This is a genomic window from Paenibacillus sp. FW101-FHT12H11 (assembly GCF_058790355.1).
In genome coordinates this window covers 1208594-1226908 of record NZ_JBYTCO010000001.1, presented here as the reverse complement: position 1 = coordinate 1226908, position 18315 = coordinate 1208594, and the positions used below count along the sequence as shown (strand labels likewise).

Here is an 18315-nt window from a genome sequence, read left to right as displayed (position 1 = left end):
TGTTTTCGATTATGTCAAAGGGCGCAAAACGGCTCTGACAGGGCTTCCATCCGCCTCAACAAGCGGTAGAGGAAGTGCGATTAATTCATAATCGCCAGGCGCAATTTTTGCCAGATCAATACCTTCCAAAATATGAATATCGTTAGCATGCAGAGTATGATGCGCAGCCAACTCCTTGCTATCCAGCGGATCAACAGAGGGGACATCCATGCCAATAAGCCGTATTCCCTTTTCAGCTAAATAAGGTCCCGCATCGTCCCTCAAATAAGCAATCTCTGTAGGAAATTCATTCGGATTTGTCCAGGAATTTGTACGAATCAGCAACCGGGTGACGCCGCCCAACTCAAACGCCTTCAATTCCTCTGCACCGATGCTCGATTTACCCGATATCTCAATAACCCGCGCAAGTCCGATGTACAGCTCCAGATCCAGCTCCATGACCTTCCGACCTTCATTGTCAAAATGAAATGGCGCATCAATATGCGTGCCCGTATGGATACTCATCGTCAGTTTCCCGACATTCACGGAACCGCTTTGTTCCTTCGTCCAACTGACCTCGTAAGAGAATGGCGTGTCTCCGGGCCAAGTCGGCACACCTGTTACCAATGGGCGAGAAATATCAAACATAGTCGTCATCCTTTCCTTCCTACTTAAGCGACTACGTCGCGCGTATTCTCGAACTTCTCGTATTGCTTTTCAATCATGATAGCTTTTAAACGCTGCACAGTCTCCCACACCTCATCGTAAGTTGTATAAAGTGCAACCGGAGCCAGTCGAATAATGTTCGGAGCTCTGAAGTCCGGTACGATCTTATTTTCTTTTAATGATTTGCAAATGCGCGCCGCTTCTTCATGCTCTAAACAAACATGGCCGCCTCTGCGCAGGTCACCCCTTGGATTCCCAATGGTGAAGCCCATTCCGGCCAATTCCTGTTCAATCAAATCGATCATATACGCAGTAATATGCAAGGATTTTGCGCGAAGTTTCTCGATGCCGGCTTCTGCGAACATTTCCAAAGAGCCGATAAGCGGAGCCATACTTAAGATATGCGGTGTGCCAATTTGAAAAGCACCTGCATGCTCCGCCGGTACAAATTGATGCTCCATATCAAACTGTTTGTCTTTCCGTGAACCGAACCAACCCGCCAAACCTGGCGAGCGACCGAAATGTTTGCGATTTACGTATAAACTTGCTGTACCGCCCGGCCCATTGTTCAAATATTTGTAATTGCACCAAAAAGCAAAATCAACGTCCCATTTACTTAAGTGATGGGGAACGGCACCGACCGAATGGCATCCGTCAAAGCCGATGAGGATTCCACGAGCATGCGCTTCAGCCGTTAAACGCTCGATATCGAGCAGCTGACCGCTACGGTAAAGCACCGTCGGCAGAATGATCAATGCAACCTCATCCGTCATGGCCGCAATGATATCCTCTTCTTCAATGATACGCCCATCACGGCTTTTCACTTGAATCAGATGCTCCGCCGGATCATATCCGTGCAGCTGCAATTGACTTTGAAGGGCATAAATATCCGATGGAAACGTCAATTCATCCGCCAAAATCTTCGTTTTCTTCCCCTCAGGCTTATAAAAAGTCGCCACAAGCTGATGTAAATTCGTTGTCGTGGAACCCGTCACAATGATCTCATCTTCTGATGCGCCAACTAGCGGAGCGCTTAAAGCCGCCAATTTTTCCGATAGGTAAAACCAAGGATGCCGGCCTTGCAGCCAACCATCGATGCCTTGGGTTTTCCAAGCATCAACGACTTCCAAAAGTGTTCGCTCTGCGCGTCTGGATAACAAGCCCAAGGAGTTGCCATCCATGTAGATCGATTCCGCATTCACATAGAATTCTTCTCGAAAGCGGGCTAGCTCATCTTCTTTATCAAGTTGCCGGGCAAATTCTTGGGAGTAATAAAAAGGTTCTCTGGACATAAAGCCCTCCTTGTGGATTATACAACTAGATCGAATCGTGCTTATCTTACTTAAAATTGTAGATGCCGTCAATTATTATACTACGGTTAATTAACGCGTGGACATAGGACTGGCTGTTTCGCGAAAAATCTGAGACATTTGGCGGAGAGGGCATCCTCATAGGAGAGGTAAGCTGGCTGGGCACTTGGAGGAACCGCTGGTGCGATAGCAGCAACTGTGACAGCTATGTTGTATTTTGCGCAACCATTTAGCCGTAAAGGGGCCTCACTCCGCCTCTATATTGCACTTTATACAACGATTGTTGCATTTAAACCGCTTACAATTCACCTTTTGCAACAAATGGTTGTATGCTATGCAACGAAAGACCGCAATCTCGGTCTGACCACACCATTACGTTGTATGTAATGCAACGTAGCCCTTCAACTTTGCTGCACAGCCGTCTTTACAACGAAAGATATTTGTTTGAGTAGATTCGATTCCATACTTAGATTTAAACAAAAAAAGCCCCTGCCAGGGGCCTTTTCTATAAATAAACGTGGCTTCCATAGATATAGAAACTAAGATTTAATCGAGCCAACCATCATCCCTTTAATGAAATGCTTTTGAAGGAATGGATACACCAACATAATCGGAATCGTCGCTATGACGATCACCGCCATTTTCAGCCCTTCCGGTGAAATGGACAACAGCAATTCCGATGAGACGTCGGCTGACCCCATGTTATCGGTGATAACAATTTCACGCAGGCGCACTTGCAATGGAATTAGGGATCTACTGGTGATGTAATAAATCGCTTGAGAATACATATTCCAGTTCCCGACAGCGTACATGATGCCCATTGTCGCCATGACCGGCTTCGACAACGGGAGAACGACACTCCAGATCATGCGGAACTCGCCGCAGCCGTCCATTTTAGCAGAATCAAACATCTCCACAGGAAGCATCATAAAGAATGACCGCATGACGAACAAGTTATAGGCACTAATTGCGCCTGGAATGATCAAGACCCACAGCGTGTCGAGCATATGCAGATTTTTTAGCAGCAGGTAATTGGGAATTAGCGGCGCATGGAAAATCATCGTGAACAGCACCAGTAACAGCGCTGGTTTTCTGTAAATATATTCAGCTCGGGACAAAGGATACGCCAGGCTTGCCGTTGCCATTAAATTAATCAATGTGCCGAAAACCGTAATGATGACACTGTTTCGGAATGAGATCCAGATCGAAGGATCCTTCAGAATCATGTGATAATTTTCGAGTGTAAAACCTACAGGCCAGAATCCTACGTTTCCACTGTTAATCGCAACCGCATTGCTGAATGACTGTGAAATAACATTCAAGATCGGAAGAAACATCGTAAGGCCGATGATAAGCAGAAAAATCATATTAAAAAGCTGAAATGCGCGCTGTCCTTTTGTTAAAATCACGTTCCCTATTCCTCCTTATGACTGAACGCATGTTAGTACAAGCCGTTTCCAGTCGTTCTTTTACTCAGGGTGTTGCCAAGCATAATAAGCAATAAACCAATGACTGATTTGAAGAGTCCGATTGCCGTTGTATAGCTGTATTGGCGGTCTATAAGACCAGCGCGGTAAACGTAAGTATCCAGAATTTGGCCGTTCTCACTGTTTAGCGAGTTTAAGAAGACGTAGACTCTTTCAAACCCGAAATCCAGAAAGCTTCCAATATGCAATAAGAACAAAATTGTAATGGTAGGCAAAATGGAAGGGACCGTAATCGACATCACCTGGCGTAACTTGCCCGCCCCATCGATTTCAGCCGCTTCATAGAGGTCCGGGTTAATGCCCGCGATTGCGGCCAAATAGATAATCGTCCCCCATCCGCTATCTTTCCATATTCCCGACGTAATCAGAATCGAACGAATATAGCTGTTTTCACCAAGAAAATAAATAGGCTCAATATGGAACAAGCCTAAGACGTGATTGATAATGCCTGTCGACGGCGACAAAATGCCAATCACAATCCCGCCAACAATGACCCAGGATAGAAAATGCGGCATGTAGATGACCGTCTGCAGCAATCTTTTATACCCATTGAAACGGATTTCATTTAACAGCAGCGCAAGTATAATCGGTATGGGAAACGCAAAAAGCAAATCGTACATGCCGATCAATAGTGTGTTTTTTAAAATGGTAAGAAATTCATCATAAGCGAACATCCGTTTAAAGTGTTCCAAACCAACCCATGGACTGCCAGCTATCCCTTTAAAAATGTTGTAGTTTTGAAACGCAATGGTCGAACCGAGCAAGGGAATATATTTAAAAATGACGAAATAAATAAGTCCCGGAATTGAAATCACATATAAAGGCCAATGTTTCATGACAAAAGCTCTTTTCGCTTTTCTCGATGCAAAGGTATATACCGTCTGTCCTGCCGAATCTGTCTTTGAAGCCATGGTCGTCTTTCCTTTCTGTCCATCTGAATGTTTGATGGTCTCATCATACTATGGTCCCCAGAGTCAAACCATGGAGAAACTTCATTTCTAGGTGTGTTTTTCAACAATCTGAACACAAAAAAACCTTGCCAAAGGCAAGGTTCACACAAGATATTCCAGTTCTACGTATAGCGCTATCTCAACCATTTTTGCCCCGAGCTGAAGTAGGCATGACCATGATGAGCTTGGTCCCCTTCTCCACCTCACTCTCGATCTGCAAGCCATACTGCTCGCCATAGACCATCTGAATACGTCGGTGGACGTTGATGATTCCGATACCGCCGATTCCTTTCGAAGAATCGCGCTCCTTATCCGCAAGCTGATTTGTGTGCAGTTTCTCGCGCAGTTCCTCCAGCCTGGCCTCGCTGATACCAAGACCATTATCTTCAACGCTTACCCAGAACTTATCCTCATCCTCACCGGCATCAATGCGAATATAATGATAGTCCTCCACACCGTCAGCAAAAGCATGCTGAAAAGCATTTTCAATCAGCGGCTGCAGGGTTAAACGAACCATGCTATTCAATAAATAATCTGGATGAATGCTTACATCAACTTCAAATTCCCGGCCGATGCGATGCTTCAGAACGACAAGATAGAACATGACATGTTTTAATTCATTGGAAACGGTGATCTCTTCCAGATTGGTCTGCACGGAATAACGCAGCATATACGCAAGCGCTTTGACAATTTCATAGATTTCCTTCGAATCTCTTATGACCGCATAGCAAACAATCGTTTCTAGTGTGTTATATAAAAAATGAGGATTAATCTGCAGCTGCAAAGATTGCAGCTCTGCTTTCTGGCGTTCCATCTGGCTTTTCTGATCGCTGAGTTCGGCCTGGTATACCTTGTCTACCAGCTCTGAGAGGCGCGTCACCATCAAGTTGTACCGGCCCATCAGCTCCGCGATCTCATCCCGATGCTCGGGCAACGGAATCTGGACCCAGTTCCCCTGCTCGGTTTGACGCATGGCGCTTCTCAAGATGCGAATCGGCCCTGTGATCGATCTTCCGAAGCGAAAAGCGATCCATAGCGCGATGCCCAGCGTAAAACAGCCGACAACGATCGTCGTTGTTCGAATCGTATCGCTCGGTTTGCGCAGCTCATTCACCGACATCGCAACGACCAGGCGCCAATCGCCATAAGTTGAGCGGCGGCTCATGAACATTTGCGGCTTATCGTCAATTGTCGCCATGAAAGCGTGAGGACCAGCCTCCAGCACCTGACTCCGTATAGCTTCGGGCAGCTCCGTGGCTGTCTTGTCCGTATCCGGCTGATACACATACTTGCCATTATCATCGGTAATAAAAAAATAGCCGTCTTCCCCCAAATCTATGCCTTTCCACAATTCTGAAAGCTCAGCCGCCCGCAGCTCCACAACAAGAATTCCTTTGGGTTCCGTTGAGGAAAGTCCACGAATCTGTCGAACCAACGTTATATTTTGTTGTCCTGACAGAATACTGTGGTTCAACACACTCAAGCTGCCATCTGGTTTCGTATTACTTTTGAAAAACTCCAGCTGTTGCTGGGCTTCTTCCTTATTGAAAGATCCCCCAACGGTATCATTATAGAAATACATCGCATTCTGATTAAAGCTAATCATATAGATATTAGAAATTTCCGGATTACGCGCAAACGCCGGCTCAATGATAAGCTCCTTAATAAACTTTCTCGCCTCATAATAAGGGTAGCCCGTTTCCCCTTCAGGCAGATCAACGAATCGTTTGACATCGTTACTGCTTAATAACGAAACCATGGATCGTTCATAACTTCGGATATACAGATCCGTATGGTGCGCTGCGTTTCCAACCACCTGTGTTAATTGTTTCTCCACAATTTGATCAAGCTCATTGGATGAACTCCAGTATGAAAACACACCGACACTCGTCAAAGAAATCATAATGACAACGAAATAGGATAAAAATAGCTTCGGATATAAATTGAATTTTTTCATTTCATCCCCAACGATTCCCGATAATCCGAGGGAGAGATACCAAAAACTTTTTTAAATGTTTTTGTGAAATGGGGGTAATCATCGTAGCCTACTTCTGCTGCAATATCCACGGTTCGTTTATGAGGAATAGCCAGCAGCTCACGAGCTTTCTCCATTCTTTTATTAATCCGGTAGCTGACGAAGGTTTCATTGCTCATTTTTTTGAATAAGGTGCTGAAATAGTTCGGGGTAATCCCGACCATATCCGCAACTTCTTTTAATGAAATATCCACTGACAAATGATTATCTATATAGGTTTTGGCTTCCTCCATAGGGTCCTTGAAATTGCCTCGGCGGACAACCAAAATATCCATCATGGCGGTTTGCAGCCGTTCCTCAAATTCTTTAAATAACTCAGCCTTGGAGGATGAGCGAAAATCTTCGGTTATATCCGCGTTGATCACGCGATTTTTCTCTTGAAATTGCTTGTGCAGCAGCACGGCCGCATCGAGGAGCTGACCTTTCAACTGAGCCGCAGACAAGTGGGAGCAATCTTCTTTTAACTCCTCTATAATTTTCTGCAACTCTTCTTCCTGCAGCAACCAAATGCTGTTTTCTATCCGTTCAACCCATTCCACATAGCGGGATACAGGGATATACCCTTGTGATTGCGATTTCATAATAACGTCAAAGACATCATGCAGATCCGGCGGTGTAACCGGCTTCAGCAGATAGTGCTTGACCCCGTAAGACAGACACTTTTGTGCATAATCAAAATCACTATAGCCCGAAACAACGACCATCATAATATGGGGATATTTCTCGTATACGTTGCGGCAAAGCTCTAAGCCATCCATTTTGGGCATTCGAATATCCGTAAGAAGCAGGTCCGGTTCGAACCGAGTCATTTGCTCCAGAGCATCAAGCCCATTCACCGCGGTTTCAATTTGTTGAAACTTGTGGGTATAGCTCTGGGCCATCATCATCAAGCCGCTGCGAATTACCGGTTCATCATCTACAATTAACAATCTCATGTTGTTAACGCCTCCACTTCTAACGTTGATCGAAAAATGCGCCTAAGAAAAAAGAGACTTGTCCACCCATTGCGGGGACAAATCCTTTTTTCCTGTGAGCTGAACTTAGTTTTTGTTGTTGGAAACGATAGCCCCATTGCCACTCTTATAACGCTCAGTCGCTTCTTTCAGGATATCGTTGCCGCCTTTTGTTTTGTACTCCTCAATCACTTTCGGCCAATCGGAGATCGGTTCCTTGCCGTAAATCATCTTAATCATATGGTCAATAATTAATTTAGGTCCTACATCATCGCCTGCTGGCGCTACATCCGGATATTTCGAGAACGATTCAAGCTGCGGTACGAACCGGATAGAACCCAAACCTTCTTTGGAAACAATCGTATCCAAGTACTTGATCATGTCGCGTCCGTCTGCAGACATTTCTTCCTTGGCTTTATTGTACACTACATCGTGTACAAACCAGAACATACCGCGGAATTGATCTTCCTCAATCGCTGAGGTTTCTGTTGGTGGCGTAAATTTAATGGCGCCATTCTCCGTTGTATAATTTTCACCTTCAATACCGAAGGAGAAATATTTCTCAGCTTCCGGAGTCAGCATCCATTCCAGGAACTGAATAATCCGAATCGCTTTTTCCTTCGACACTTTGCTATTAATGTAATAAGAAGTATTAATACTGGAGTAGAGCAAATGTCCGCCGAAGTTTTCCGGTCCGCGAGGGGAGGAAATAATCTCAATTTTCCCATCAGGCACAAGGTTCTTTAGTTTGTTACGGTAACCGGACAAGCTTTGGGCATTCGCTGACCACATGCCTACCTTACCAGCTTCGATATTCTTATTATAGTCGGTTGAGCTGATGGATGCGAAATCTTTTGGAATTAAGCCTTCATCAAACATAGTCTTAAAAGTTTGAAGCGCTTTGGTCATGTTTTCCACATCGAAAAACTTCGGTACAACTTGATCTCCCTTAACTTCAAATTGAGCAGGCAGCACGTCGAAGGCTCCTAGAATCGTATCTGCGTATTTGAAGTTTTCGCGCATTTGGTACGGGTTCTCTACCCCGTTAGCCTTCAGCGCTCTCATCACAGCCAAAAACTCATCCACGGTTTTCGGTGCAGGCAGTCCTGTTTTTGCAAGCAGATCCGCTCTAATGAAAGTCGCACGGCGGGAAGGATTGGAAAGCCACGATGGAATACCGTAGATTTTACCGTTAAAACTGGTTTCCTGCCATGCTTCCTTTGGCACCGCTTTCATGATGTTTGGAGCATACTGCTTGAGCAAATCGTCCAAAGGCATGAAGACCCCGGCTTCAACAGATCCAGACATCCCTTTGGTCGTAGCTCCCCCAACATTTTGGACAAGATCCGGAATATCGTTGGAAGCAAACATTAGGGACATTTTTTGGTCAAAATCCTTGAGAGGAATCATGCGAAGGTCCAAATCTACATTCGTAAGTTCCTCCAGTTTTTTCACCCATTTTTCCTTATTCACATCTGCTGATTGCTCCGCATATTTGTAACCGCTTGTCGTCATGGACATGGAGAACTTTTGAACTTCATCTTTTTTGGCTGCTTCGCCAGACTTTGGATTTGTTGCTCCGCCGCCGCAGCCCGAAAGCGCGCCAGCTGTCAACACCAGGGTTAATGCGATAACCATCCCTTTTTTCATTCGTTTCTGCCCCATTCTCTTATCGTAATTATCCAACGGAATTGGATATCTCCATCTTACCCTTCCTTGGATTGATGAGGAATGTGTTTTTTAACAATGGTGTTGTGTTTGTGTTAACACTTATTGCGCAATCACACTATATACGCTGCCCATCTGCACGTTGAAGCTCGTTGTCTGTTCCCCATTGGAACGGGCGATTTCCTGATCGTTCAAGACAACGACAACCGGCGATGAGGTGCGAATTGTACAATGACCATCCGTAGATGCCTGAATCGTCGCTTCGCTTAATTGCCCTTTTTCCCAAGCCAAATCGACGACATACCCGCCTTGTGCTCTCAAGCCTTTGATCGAACCCGACGCCCAGTCGCCAGGAAGAGCCGGCAGCAGATTGAGCTCACCCATATGACTCTGAAGCAGCATCTCGGCGATACCTGCGGTTGCTCCGAAATTCCCGTCAATCTGGAATGGTGGATGTGCATCAAATAAATTCGGATACGTAGACTTCTCAAACAGATTCAACACATAAGCAAGCGCAGAGTCACCATCTCCGAGCCGTGCGAACATGTTAATGATCCAAGCGCAGCTCCATCCCGTATGGCCGCCCCCGTTAGCCAGCCTGCTTCGCAACGTCTTCTTTGCGGCTTCGGCCAGATCCGGCGTTGTATGAATGTCAATCTGTCTGCCAGGATGAAGCGCGAACAGATGAGATATGTGCCGATGACCAGGCTCAGCTTCCACGTATTCCTCCATCCATTCCATTAACTGGCCATTTGCTCCGATTTGCGGCTGCGGAAGTTTCCCCATCCGTTCTGACAGTTGATCACGGAAATCTTCATCGCACTGCAAGAGATGACTGCTTTTGATGCAAGCTTCGAACAGGGCATGCACGATCTGCGAGTCCATCGAAGGTCCCATGCATAGCGTACCTCGGAGCCCATTTGGCAAAATGAAACTATTTTCCGGAGAAATAGAAGGACCTGTCACCCACGTTCCATCTGGGGCTTCCGTTAAATAATCCATGAAAAATTCCGCAGCCTCTTTCAACACAGGATAAGCCCGCTCACGCAAGAATTCCGTATTCCCTGTGTAAGCGTAGTGCTCCCACAGATGGAGGCTGAGCCACGCCGCTCCCATCGGCCAAAGGACGCTTGTTGCGAGGATGCCCTCAGGACGAGTTTCAGCCCATATATTCGTATTGTGATGGGCGACGAAACCTCTGCAGCCGTAAAGCGTCTTCGCCGTTATTCTCCCTTTGACTCGCATTCTTTCAACCATATCAAACAGCGGTTCATGGCATTCCGATAACCCGCAAACCTCAACCGGCCAATAATTCATTTGAGTATTAATATTAATCGTATATTTTGATTCCCACGGAGGCGTGAAGCTGTCATTCCAGATCCCTTGCAGGTTGGATGGCAGACTTCCAGGACGGGAACTCGCAATGGTCAAATAGCGGCCATACTGAAAGTATAACTCAGCCAGCATCTTTCTATGCTTCGGATTCCCTTCCACTACGGCCTTCATGAGTTCGTCCGTTGCTGGTGGCTGCTCCTCGTCCGAGGCTGACAAGCTAAATTCAACGCGGTTAAACAACGTTTGGTAATCATCGAGGTGTCTTTGTTTTAGCTCCGAATACGTGTAGGATCCTGCTTTCTCAAGCTGCTGCAAGCAGGCCGCTTCGGGATCAGCCTCTCGGAAGGTACTGCCCGCTGCAAACATAAGCGTTACTTCCGAAGCGCCTTCCACGGAAATAAAATCGCCAATCGTCTGAATCACGCCATCCGGAGCTTTTGCTTTGAGCACTCCGCTAAACTCCACACCGTCTCTGCCGCATTCTCCGTTCATGACAATGCTGTCCGAGGTCCGAGCATAACTATCTCCCTCATAAGGACGCCGATTTAAATTCACACAGAAGGTTAGACCGCCAGGCTTGTTGCAAGTCAAATGAATCACCATCACCTGATCCGGGTAGCTTGTGAATATTTCTCTGTTATAAGTTACATCGCCAACATTAAACGCTACCCGAGTTATCCCTGTCTGCAAGTCTAATTCACGCAGATAAGCATGGACATCCCCTTGCAAATCCGTGAAAAACAACTTCATCTCCCCAAGAGGCTGATACGGATTATAATATTTGGGCGTAGAAAACATAGACATCCTGGTCAGATAGGTTGCCTTCTCCACATCCCCGTCAAACAACAGCTTGCGAATGTGAGGAAGTTGCTGCAGCGCATCCGGATTTTCTCCCTCTTTTGGTCCGCCGTACCAGATGGAATCTTCGTTTAGCTGAATTTTTTCCTCCTTGACCTGGCCAAAAACCATTCCGCCCAAGCGGCCGTTCCCGATCGGCAATGCTTCCGTCCATTGTTTTGCAGGCTCCCGGTACCATAATTTGAGCTCCTTATTTTCCCCAGCTTTGTGAGTTTTCATAATGACTCCTTGTCATAATCGTTTTTTTGGTCGTACCTTAAGGATAGCTTAACAAAACCCAAACGCTATATGTTTTGCCAGATTACGATAAAATGTTGCTGTATTATGATTTGAATTCCGGATAAAGGTTTGCTCATGGGAACTGGTGTCCTCTATTCGTGTACTAACCGACCGTTTCCTTCTCTGTGCGGAACTACGGGCTCTTATTTGTCCTTTACTGCGCACTTTTACAGTGAAATCGGTTAAATAGCGAACTGCAGTTCCCTTCATACACGCAAACCATATAAATTATGGAAAATAGCGGACTGTAGTTCCCCTTCACAGAAAAAAGTGCCAAGCAGCATCTGCTCGGCACCCTCCCCTATGTTCGATCTCATCGCTCGAAATAAATATCCGGAGCATCTGGGACCACAGTTTGATTTTGTTGTTTGTTATAAATCCTATAGAGCAATACAGCCGCTTCCGCTCTAGTCGCATATCCGGTCGGATTGAGCATGCTTCCGCTGCCTTCCACAAATCCGCTCTTCATCAGTGCGGCAATATCATTTACCGCGTATGAAGCTACATACGACTTGTCGCTAAACGTTTCAAGATCACTTGCCGCACCTTTGGCAATCTTCATGCCTGCTGCGCCCATTGCTCTTGCAAGAAGCACCATCATGTCCTGCCTGGAAATTTGTTCATTCGGATGAAATGCCCCGTCCCCTTGACCTTCTGCTAAGCCAAGCTGTTTGGCGATTCCAACCGCTTCATAGTAGTAGTCAATGGGGTGCACGTCACGGAAGTTCGTCGTCACATCGGCGTTAAAATCAAAAGATTTCGTTAACAACATCATGAAATCAGCGCGACTTATATTCGCCGCTGGTTGAAATGACGTATCCGAAGTGCCGGATATAATTCCCTTGGATGCCATCACTTCAATCCCCTTTTTCGCCCAATCAACCGCACTCAAGTCAGCAAAACTCTTCTGTTGATATCCTACAGCAAACGTACTGAAATGTGTGGTTTTAAACGTCACTGTCCCTGTTGAAGCCTCATAGTTCCCGCTTGGAACGGCACGAGCTTCACCCGCATGATCGATATACCATACGACAATATGCTCAGGATTTTTCAATTCTCCTTCTGTAGGTTGATATGGAATTGTAACGGCAACTGACTGACTAGGATTATTAAAGTTTACTGGTTTTCCGTCGACTAAGATGCTCAGTTCAAGGACGGGTCGTTGACCGATTTGACCTTTCATCTCATCCGGAATGCTGCTCCTATCAGCATTAGCTATGACAAAACCGACTTCTGTGGCCGAATGAAGATCGACATTGCTTAACAGTCCGTTAGGAATCGTTAGCGATCCAAACTCCGTTACAATCGTCAATTGCTGCTCAGCAGCCGTTAAGAACATACTAGCCGGTGCGTACAATTGATATTGTTTGGCGCATTCGACAGGTTGAATCTCAACAACCAAATGGCTATCGCCGGTCGAAAAAGCTTTGTCCACCGCTTCCTTATCCAACCTAGCCGAAACGATTGCACCAGTCTGATCCACCACAACGTGCGGGGTAGACTCTACTACAGCTCCTCCTATCCCCACATTCGAATTCGGAGGATTATCGCTATCATGATCCGGTGTTGTAAATGACTTCACCTCAAACGTTGTACCAAGCACTTGATCCGACCGTTCCACATTAACATTAACAAAATAGGTACCATTTATTTTTTGCTTCAACACATAGCTGAATTGGTATAAGCCGTCTGAGCCAATTGCGGTTTGGTCTAATAAATCCAACTGATTCAGTGGATTGATTACTTGCAAGCCGACGAGCTTACCTGCCTCCGAGCTTAATTGGCCGGAGATGGTCACTCGGCCATCTTGTTCATTATACGTTGCACGAACGTCAGCTGGAGAAGCCACTGCGGACAAAATCATCGCGCCCGCACACACCATAACGGCGAGTATTACAATCGTCCAATTTCGCAAACTTTTCAAGCATAATCCTCCTCGGAATAAGAAGACATAGAAAGGGATGCCACTAACATCCCTCCCTCCGCCTCCCATCGCATGATAAAAATAACAACTCTAAGGAATGATAATTTCGTTTGAGATTCTGATTCGACTGGATGTGTTATTCCAGACAAAAGCTTTTAGTTTGTAGCCCATCACAATATCAGGAACCCTCATAATGGCCTTCATTTGCTTATCTTCACCAGCGGAGAACGAACTTGACACAAAGGAATACCGGACCATCCGGTTTTGCTGGTCGAACAACCCAAGGACAAGAACACCGTTCTGACCTATTGCCGAATTGTTTTGAACAGACATGCTCACTGCAACATCGGTGGAACCAATGAGACCGGATACCGCATTCCCACTACGATCTGTCAGAGATAAGCCTTTCACGCCAAACAGCTGGTCTCCCCAGTTTTTCACATAATTCACTTGATAAGTTTGCAGGCCAACGTTTTGATAATCATCAACACTTTTTACTTCAATTATGTTCATGCCTTCCTTCAAAGTCATAGGAACAGTAAACGTCACGTTATTTAATGTTCTAACATTGTTGAGAACGTCCGTACCGTTGACTTTGACCGTTACGTTCGCATCCCTATTAATGCTGCCTAATAATGAATAGGCTGGTGAATCAACAACTTTGGGGATATCGACAGAAGGTGTAAATATGACTGCTGCTTTATGATAAGTAACCACAATCGTCTTGGAGCTTGAAACGTTGCCGAACAGCTCTTCATTCGATGCCGATACGACAATCGAGTTAACACCTTCGTTTAAGGTGATTTTTTTAGAAAAAGGCTCCCCCGCTTCTGTATATACGGCATCCACGACCGAAACTCCGTTATTGCTTACAACTATTTTCGCACGATCTGTGACAGTCCCCGAGAGGGTATAGTCCGGGATCTCAACACTTTCGCTTGCAGCATTATCAAGAGTAAACTGCGGCGAAGATGACAAATGAAGGTTCGTAAAGCTGGCCGACATGAAATAATCAATGTTTGTGGTTGTTTTTGCTCCGTCCACGGCCATGCCGACATAAACCGTCTCCCCATAATCAACAACATTTGAAGCGACCAAAGACCAATCCAAGCCATCCTTCGAAACGTAACCGGAAACTGTGTTTTCTTTGCGTTCAAGTTTGATCCAGTATGGCGCTTTCAAAGTCGTACTTCTTCGCAACTGCTCGGTATACCCGCCCCCCGTTTTACTGCGGTTTATGACTGAAATCTTTCTACCGCTCGTATCGACGCTAAAATCATCGGTTGGATCTGTAGACAAGAAGACCCCGGTTGCCTTCGATGATGGCTCTAGGCTCTCGCGCATCATAAACCCTGTCTTAACATCATCATCGTATTCCGACTCATAGGCGACATTCGCATAAATTTCAAAGTTGCCTTTAACCGGTTTATAGGCATAATGGAATGAGTCTGTCGTACCCTTGATGTTGATTTCGCCAGAACCCTTCACTTTGTACACATTGCCGGTTAGGTTGGCGGTTCCTGGAATTTTAACAGTGCCAATATCCTGAGACACCCATGACTCCAAATTTTCAGGTCCGTTCACGTAGGTAATGACAGCATCTGACAAGGTCGTTACCCCATTATTATCGATCGCTCTTGCATAAATGTAATGCTGGCCTTCCGGAGCGTTCTCCCAAGTAAACTCGAAAGGTTCGCTTACATCTTCACTAATCTTCTTATCGGCATCATAAAAAATTACCTTAGCTATCGATTTTCCGCTGGCGCCAGCTGCTTCTGCACGAATGTTGATCGGGTCGTTCAGGAGGTAAGCTTGGTGCATAACCGGCGTCTCGATAGAAACAGTTGGATTCAGTGGCACAGGTACATCGGCCAATGAATTGATGTAATCCTCAATATTGGTATAACCGTTCCCGTTGCTATCCCCGAAACTGCCGTTGACGTTGCCTGAGATTTTATTTCCAGCAGTATCTAGACCGTCATCATTCGGATCTAATCCATTGGCAAGCTCCCATTCATCCGGCATTCCGTCACCGTCCGTATCAATTGGTGCAGGGGCCGACAATAATTCCGGTAAGCCACCATCGTACGCAATCTTGTTGACGGTTCTTCCGGTTCCGTTCTTTACCTCACCAACGATACGAGCATCAAGCGAATCCCGCTTCGGAAGCGAAGCGCCGCCATGTTGCAGCACTTTCTCATAGGCCGCTTCAGCCGTATCCGTCGTTGTCGGTCCTCCAACCAGATCATTCGCGTCCGGGTAGATGAAAGGCGTTGTTTTGAGCGTAAATGTTGAATCCGGGTTAATTGCTTTATAAGAGCCGTTCGCATTTTTCACCAAGTTATTAGCTGATACTTCAGGATCGCCTACTATATAGTTGCCATTGACATAAAAAGCTCCCCCACCAGCATCGCCAGCCGAGGGCGCGACAATTCGGTTAAAAGCGCTATACGTGTTAGGTCCTGGCTTATAGTAATTGTTGATCATATTAATCCCTGTTGCCATTTCCCCGCCGTATGCCGTATTGCCGCCCCAGTTATAAATAACGTTGTTCCGATAGTCAATCTTCTGGGGATAATTCACGATATCCGTCGCCCTTGCAAACCGAACATTACGGTTAATATGGTTCGTAATTAAATTATGGGCAAATGTAATATTCGATCCTCCCCAGATCCCACCGTAACCATGAGGGCCTTTCGTGTGAATGGAGTGGTTTAAGCTGTTTGTGATGAAACTCCATTGGAGCGTAAAATTTTTGTTATTCTCGGAAGAGAATAATTCATCCGTACTCCAACTCCCTGAAACGTGATCGACAATGACGTTATCTCCCGTGATGTTAAACGTATCATCCAGTTCAACTTCGCCGCCCCAGAATCGCATATATCTGACAATAATATTGCCTCCAGCAGTACTTGTTCCACTCCCTACTTTCACCGCATAACCGCTAAGGGCGATACCGTCGCCCGGAGCGGTTTGACCGGCAATCGTAAGATTGGGTTGACCGATAGTCAGAGGTCTAGCCAAATGGATGACGCCGGAAACACTGAAAATGATCATCCGGTTCGGCTGACTCACCGCATCACGAAATGAGCCCGGGATAGCAGGCGTGCCATCCGCATAATCCAACAGGTTATTCACCACATACACGGAGCCACCGCGTCCGCCTGTTACATACATCCCGCCGCCTTCAGCACCAGGGAATGCCGGTACTCTTGCCTGTTCAGCAGGATCTATTTTAAGAGAAGTTATTGCACTTGTGCTTGGAGTCCCTAAAGCGTCAACATAACGATATTCTATACGATGTGTACCCGTATCGCTTACTGCGAATTCTTTGGTATAAAACGCCCATTGTCCGCCATCGATACGGTACTGCACGCGATTCGCCGCAGGAGCCTCGTTATTTACTTCCATATAAACGAGAACTGGTTTGGTATAAGAGCCCAAAGTTCCATCTGGCCGTGCAGGATTTACTATTGGCACAACGGATTCAAACAGTTTTGGATAAATGATTCTCTGGCTCGGGTCCCATCCTCCAAATATCCAGGGTATTGTGAATTGGCTAGCCTGTTCCGCTGTCATGGTAAAATGGCTAGGATCGGTATCATCCTGCAGCTTGCGCGTGGAGGGACTTGCTCCAGGTCCTGAGCTGTTGTACTCGGAATAATGGTAGGTAAGATTATCCGTCATTACCGTCCAACCGTCCGGGTGAATATGATCATCCATCCATGTATTGATAAATCGCACCGTTGGTTGGTCCTGCCAAGGGCGGCCTAAATAATGTTTCCCCTGTGTGGTAGCGTCTTTCAATAGACGGGAGTTCATAAATACGATACCGGGAAGATCGCCGGTTGGATTCTGCGTAGCTGCAGCTGTGATATACCCTCCGGAACGCGAAGGACCGTTTATACTTATAATGTCAGAGTGGTCAAAAACAGCCGCAGTTGCCGGTCCATAAATAAAGTCAACGGAACCCTTGATCTCACAATTGCGATAATATTGCCTGCTGGTTTTGTCGTAATAGGTGACGCCTGTGTAAAGTGTGTCTTGGTAACCGACAAATCGGACATTTTCAAAGACAACTTGATCTGCAATGACACGTGCTGCTAATGCCCTGCCTTTCGTAACGTCGGAGGAGTTCTCGATGGTTAAGTTGGCTGCATAAAAATTGGTCGCTGCAGCTCTTGTGCCATCCGATCGATCCTTGGTTCCTCCGACTGTAAGCGTTGCCGTATCTAAAGCCGCTAAGGTTGAGGTCGCGCCGCTCGAGGTCGGTGTGAATTCATTGTCGTTATAAAAGATTTTCGTTTTATCTTTACCTGCGCCGATTAAAGCAACATAAGGCACAGTAACGGAAATTTTTTCGTTATATGAACCTTCTTTGATGTAGATAATCTTACGAGATGTGTTGTTGCTGGGGATCGATTCAAGAGCAGACTTAATACTGGAGAAATCACCGGTTCCGTTCTGAGCCACGGTCAAAACCATAGCAGGATTTGCAACAATTTCCTCGCTGGCGTTAATCTCTCCGCTTGCGTTCAACGCAGTAACCATATAGTAATATATAGTGCCATTCGTAACGCTTGTATCCACATACGAAGACGCAGTTAAAGAACTGGTTAACGTCGTAAAAGTGCCGCCGCTTTCCGTACTTCTTTTTACAGCATACGTCGTTGCGCCGGGTACAAGGGACCACGACAGTTCAACACTGCCGTCATTGGCAATCGCAGCTGCATCTATCGGTGCTGTCACCTGGGTTTGGTTACTGGATGTCGATGCGGCAGCATTCACAACGGTCGCTGCAGGCAATAGATGAACATTCAACATGAGTAAAAAGCTTATCCCTAACGTTAGGGCTTTCTTCATGATGCTTT

The 18315-nt window shown here is 46.1% G+C and carries 10 protein-coding genes; all 10 read right to left on the bottom strand.

The genetic code is table 11. The features are described 5' to 3' along the window. Positions 1–9 precede the first annotated feature (9 nt). Positions 10–636: an arylformamidase gene (gene kynB, locus AC3WTJ_RS05105; protein ID WP_492520863.1), complete on the bottom strand. Its 627-nt coding sequence runs from the start codon at positions 634–636 to the stop codon at positions 10–12. Positions 637–650: 14 nt separating this feature from the next. Then, positions 651–1937 (bottom strand): kynureninase, encoded by a 1287-nt coding sequence (gene kynU, locus AC3WTJ_RS05100; protein ID WP_492520862.1) that lies wholly within the window; start codon positions 1935–1937, stop codon positions 651–653. Between the two features lie 557 nt (positions 1938–2494). Beyond that, complete coding sequence (locus AC3WTJ_RS05095) at positions 2495–3322, bottom strand: carbohydrate ABC transporter permease (RefSeq protein ID WP_492520981.1); 828 nt, start codon at positions 3320–3322, stop codon at positions 2495–2497. Between the two features lie 74 nt (positions 3323–3396). After that, positions 3397–4353 (bottom strand): ABC transporter permease, encoded by a 957-nt coding sequence (locus AC3WTJ_RS05090; protein ID WP_492520861.1) that lies wholly within the window; start codon positions 4351–4353, stop codon positions 3397–3399. Positions 4354–4531: 178 nt separating this feature from the next. Then, positions 4532–6349: a cache domain-containing sensor histidine kinase gene (locus AC3WTJ_RS05085; protein WP_492520860.1), complete on the bottom strand. Its 1818-nt coding sequence runs from the start codon at positions 6347–6349 to the stop codon at positions 4532–4534. Then, on the bottom strand, positions 6346–7362 hold the full coding sequence (locus AC3WTJ_RS05080; RefSeq protein ID WP_492520859.1) for a response regulator: 1017 nt from the start codon (positions 7360–7362) through the stop codon (positions 6346–6348). Before AC3WTJ_RS05080 ends, AC3WTJ_RS05085 begins: the two co-directional genes overlap by 4 nt. 105 nt (positions 7363–7467) lie before the next feature. Next, positions 7468–9030, bottom strand: a complete 1563-nt coding sequence (locus tag AC3WTJ_RS05075) for an extracellular solute-binding protein (RefSeq protein WP_492520858.1) — start codon at positions 9028–9030, stop codon at positions 7468–7470. A 120-nt stretch (positions 9031–9150) separates the two neighbouring features. Next, a complete protein-coding gene (locus tag AC3WTJ_RS05070) occupies positions 9151–11460 on the bottom strand; it encodes a glycoside hydrolase family 95 protein (protein WP_492520857.1) in 2310 nt (769 codons plus the stop codon). A gap of 373 nt (positions 11461–11833) precedes the next feature. Continuing rightward, positions 11834–13444: an S-layer homology domain-containing protein gene (locus AC3WTJ_RS05065; RefSeq protein ID WP_492520856.1), complete on the bottom strand. Its 1611-nt coding sequence runs from the start codon at positions 13442–13444 to the stop codon at positions 11834–11836. Positions 13445–13534: 90 nt separating this feature from the next. Next, complete coding sequence (locus tag AC3WTJ_RS05060; protein WP_492520855.1) at positions 13535–18307, bottom strand: pectinesterase family protein; 4773 nt, start codon at positions 18305–18307, stop codon at positions 13535–13537. Positions 18308–18315 lie beyond the last annotated feature (8 nt).

Excerpts from the sequence above, each read along its gene's own strand:
- AC3WTJ_RS05060 (WP_492520855.1), bottom strand. The coding sequence starts at position 18,307 with ATGAAGAAAGCCCTAACGTTAGGGATAAGCTTTTTACTCATGTTGAAT.
- AC3WTJ_RS05075 (WP_492520858.1), bottom strand. The coding sequence starts at position 9,030 with ATGAAAAAAGGGATGGTTATCGCATTAACCCTGGTGTTGACAGCTGGC.
- kynB (WP_492520863.1), bottom strand. The coding sequence starts at position 636 with ATGACGACTATGTTTGATATTTCTCGCCCATTGGTAACAGGTGTGCCG.
- AC3WTJ_RS05085 (WP_492520860.1), bottom strand. The coding sequence starts at position 6,349 with ATGAAAAAATTCAATTTATATCCGAAGCTATTTTTATCCTATTTCGTT.
- kynU (WP_492520862.1), bottom strand. The coding sequence starts at position 1,937 with ATGTCCAGAGAACCTTTTTATTACTCCCAAGAATTTGCCCGGCAACTT.
- AC3WTJ_RS05095 (WP_492520981.1), bottom strand. The coding sequence starts at position 3,322 with ATGATTTTTCTGCTTATCATCGGCCTTACGATGTTTCTTCCGATCTTG.
- AC3WTJ_RS05090 (WP_492520861.1), bottom strand. The coding sequence starts at position 4,353 with ATGGCTTCAAAGACAGATTCGGCAGGACAGACGGTATATACCTTTGCA.
- AC3WTJ_RS05070 (WP_492520857.1), bottom strand. The coding sequence starts at position 11,460 with ATGAAAACTCACAAAGCTGGGGAAAATAAGGAGCTCAAATTATGGTAC.
- AC3WTJ_RS05080 (WP_492520859.1), bottom strand. The coding sequence starts at position 7,362 with ATGAGATTGTTAATTGTAGATGATGAACCGGTAATTCGCAGCGGCTTG.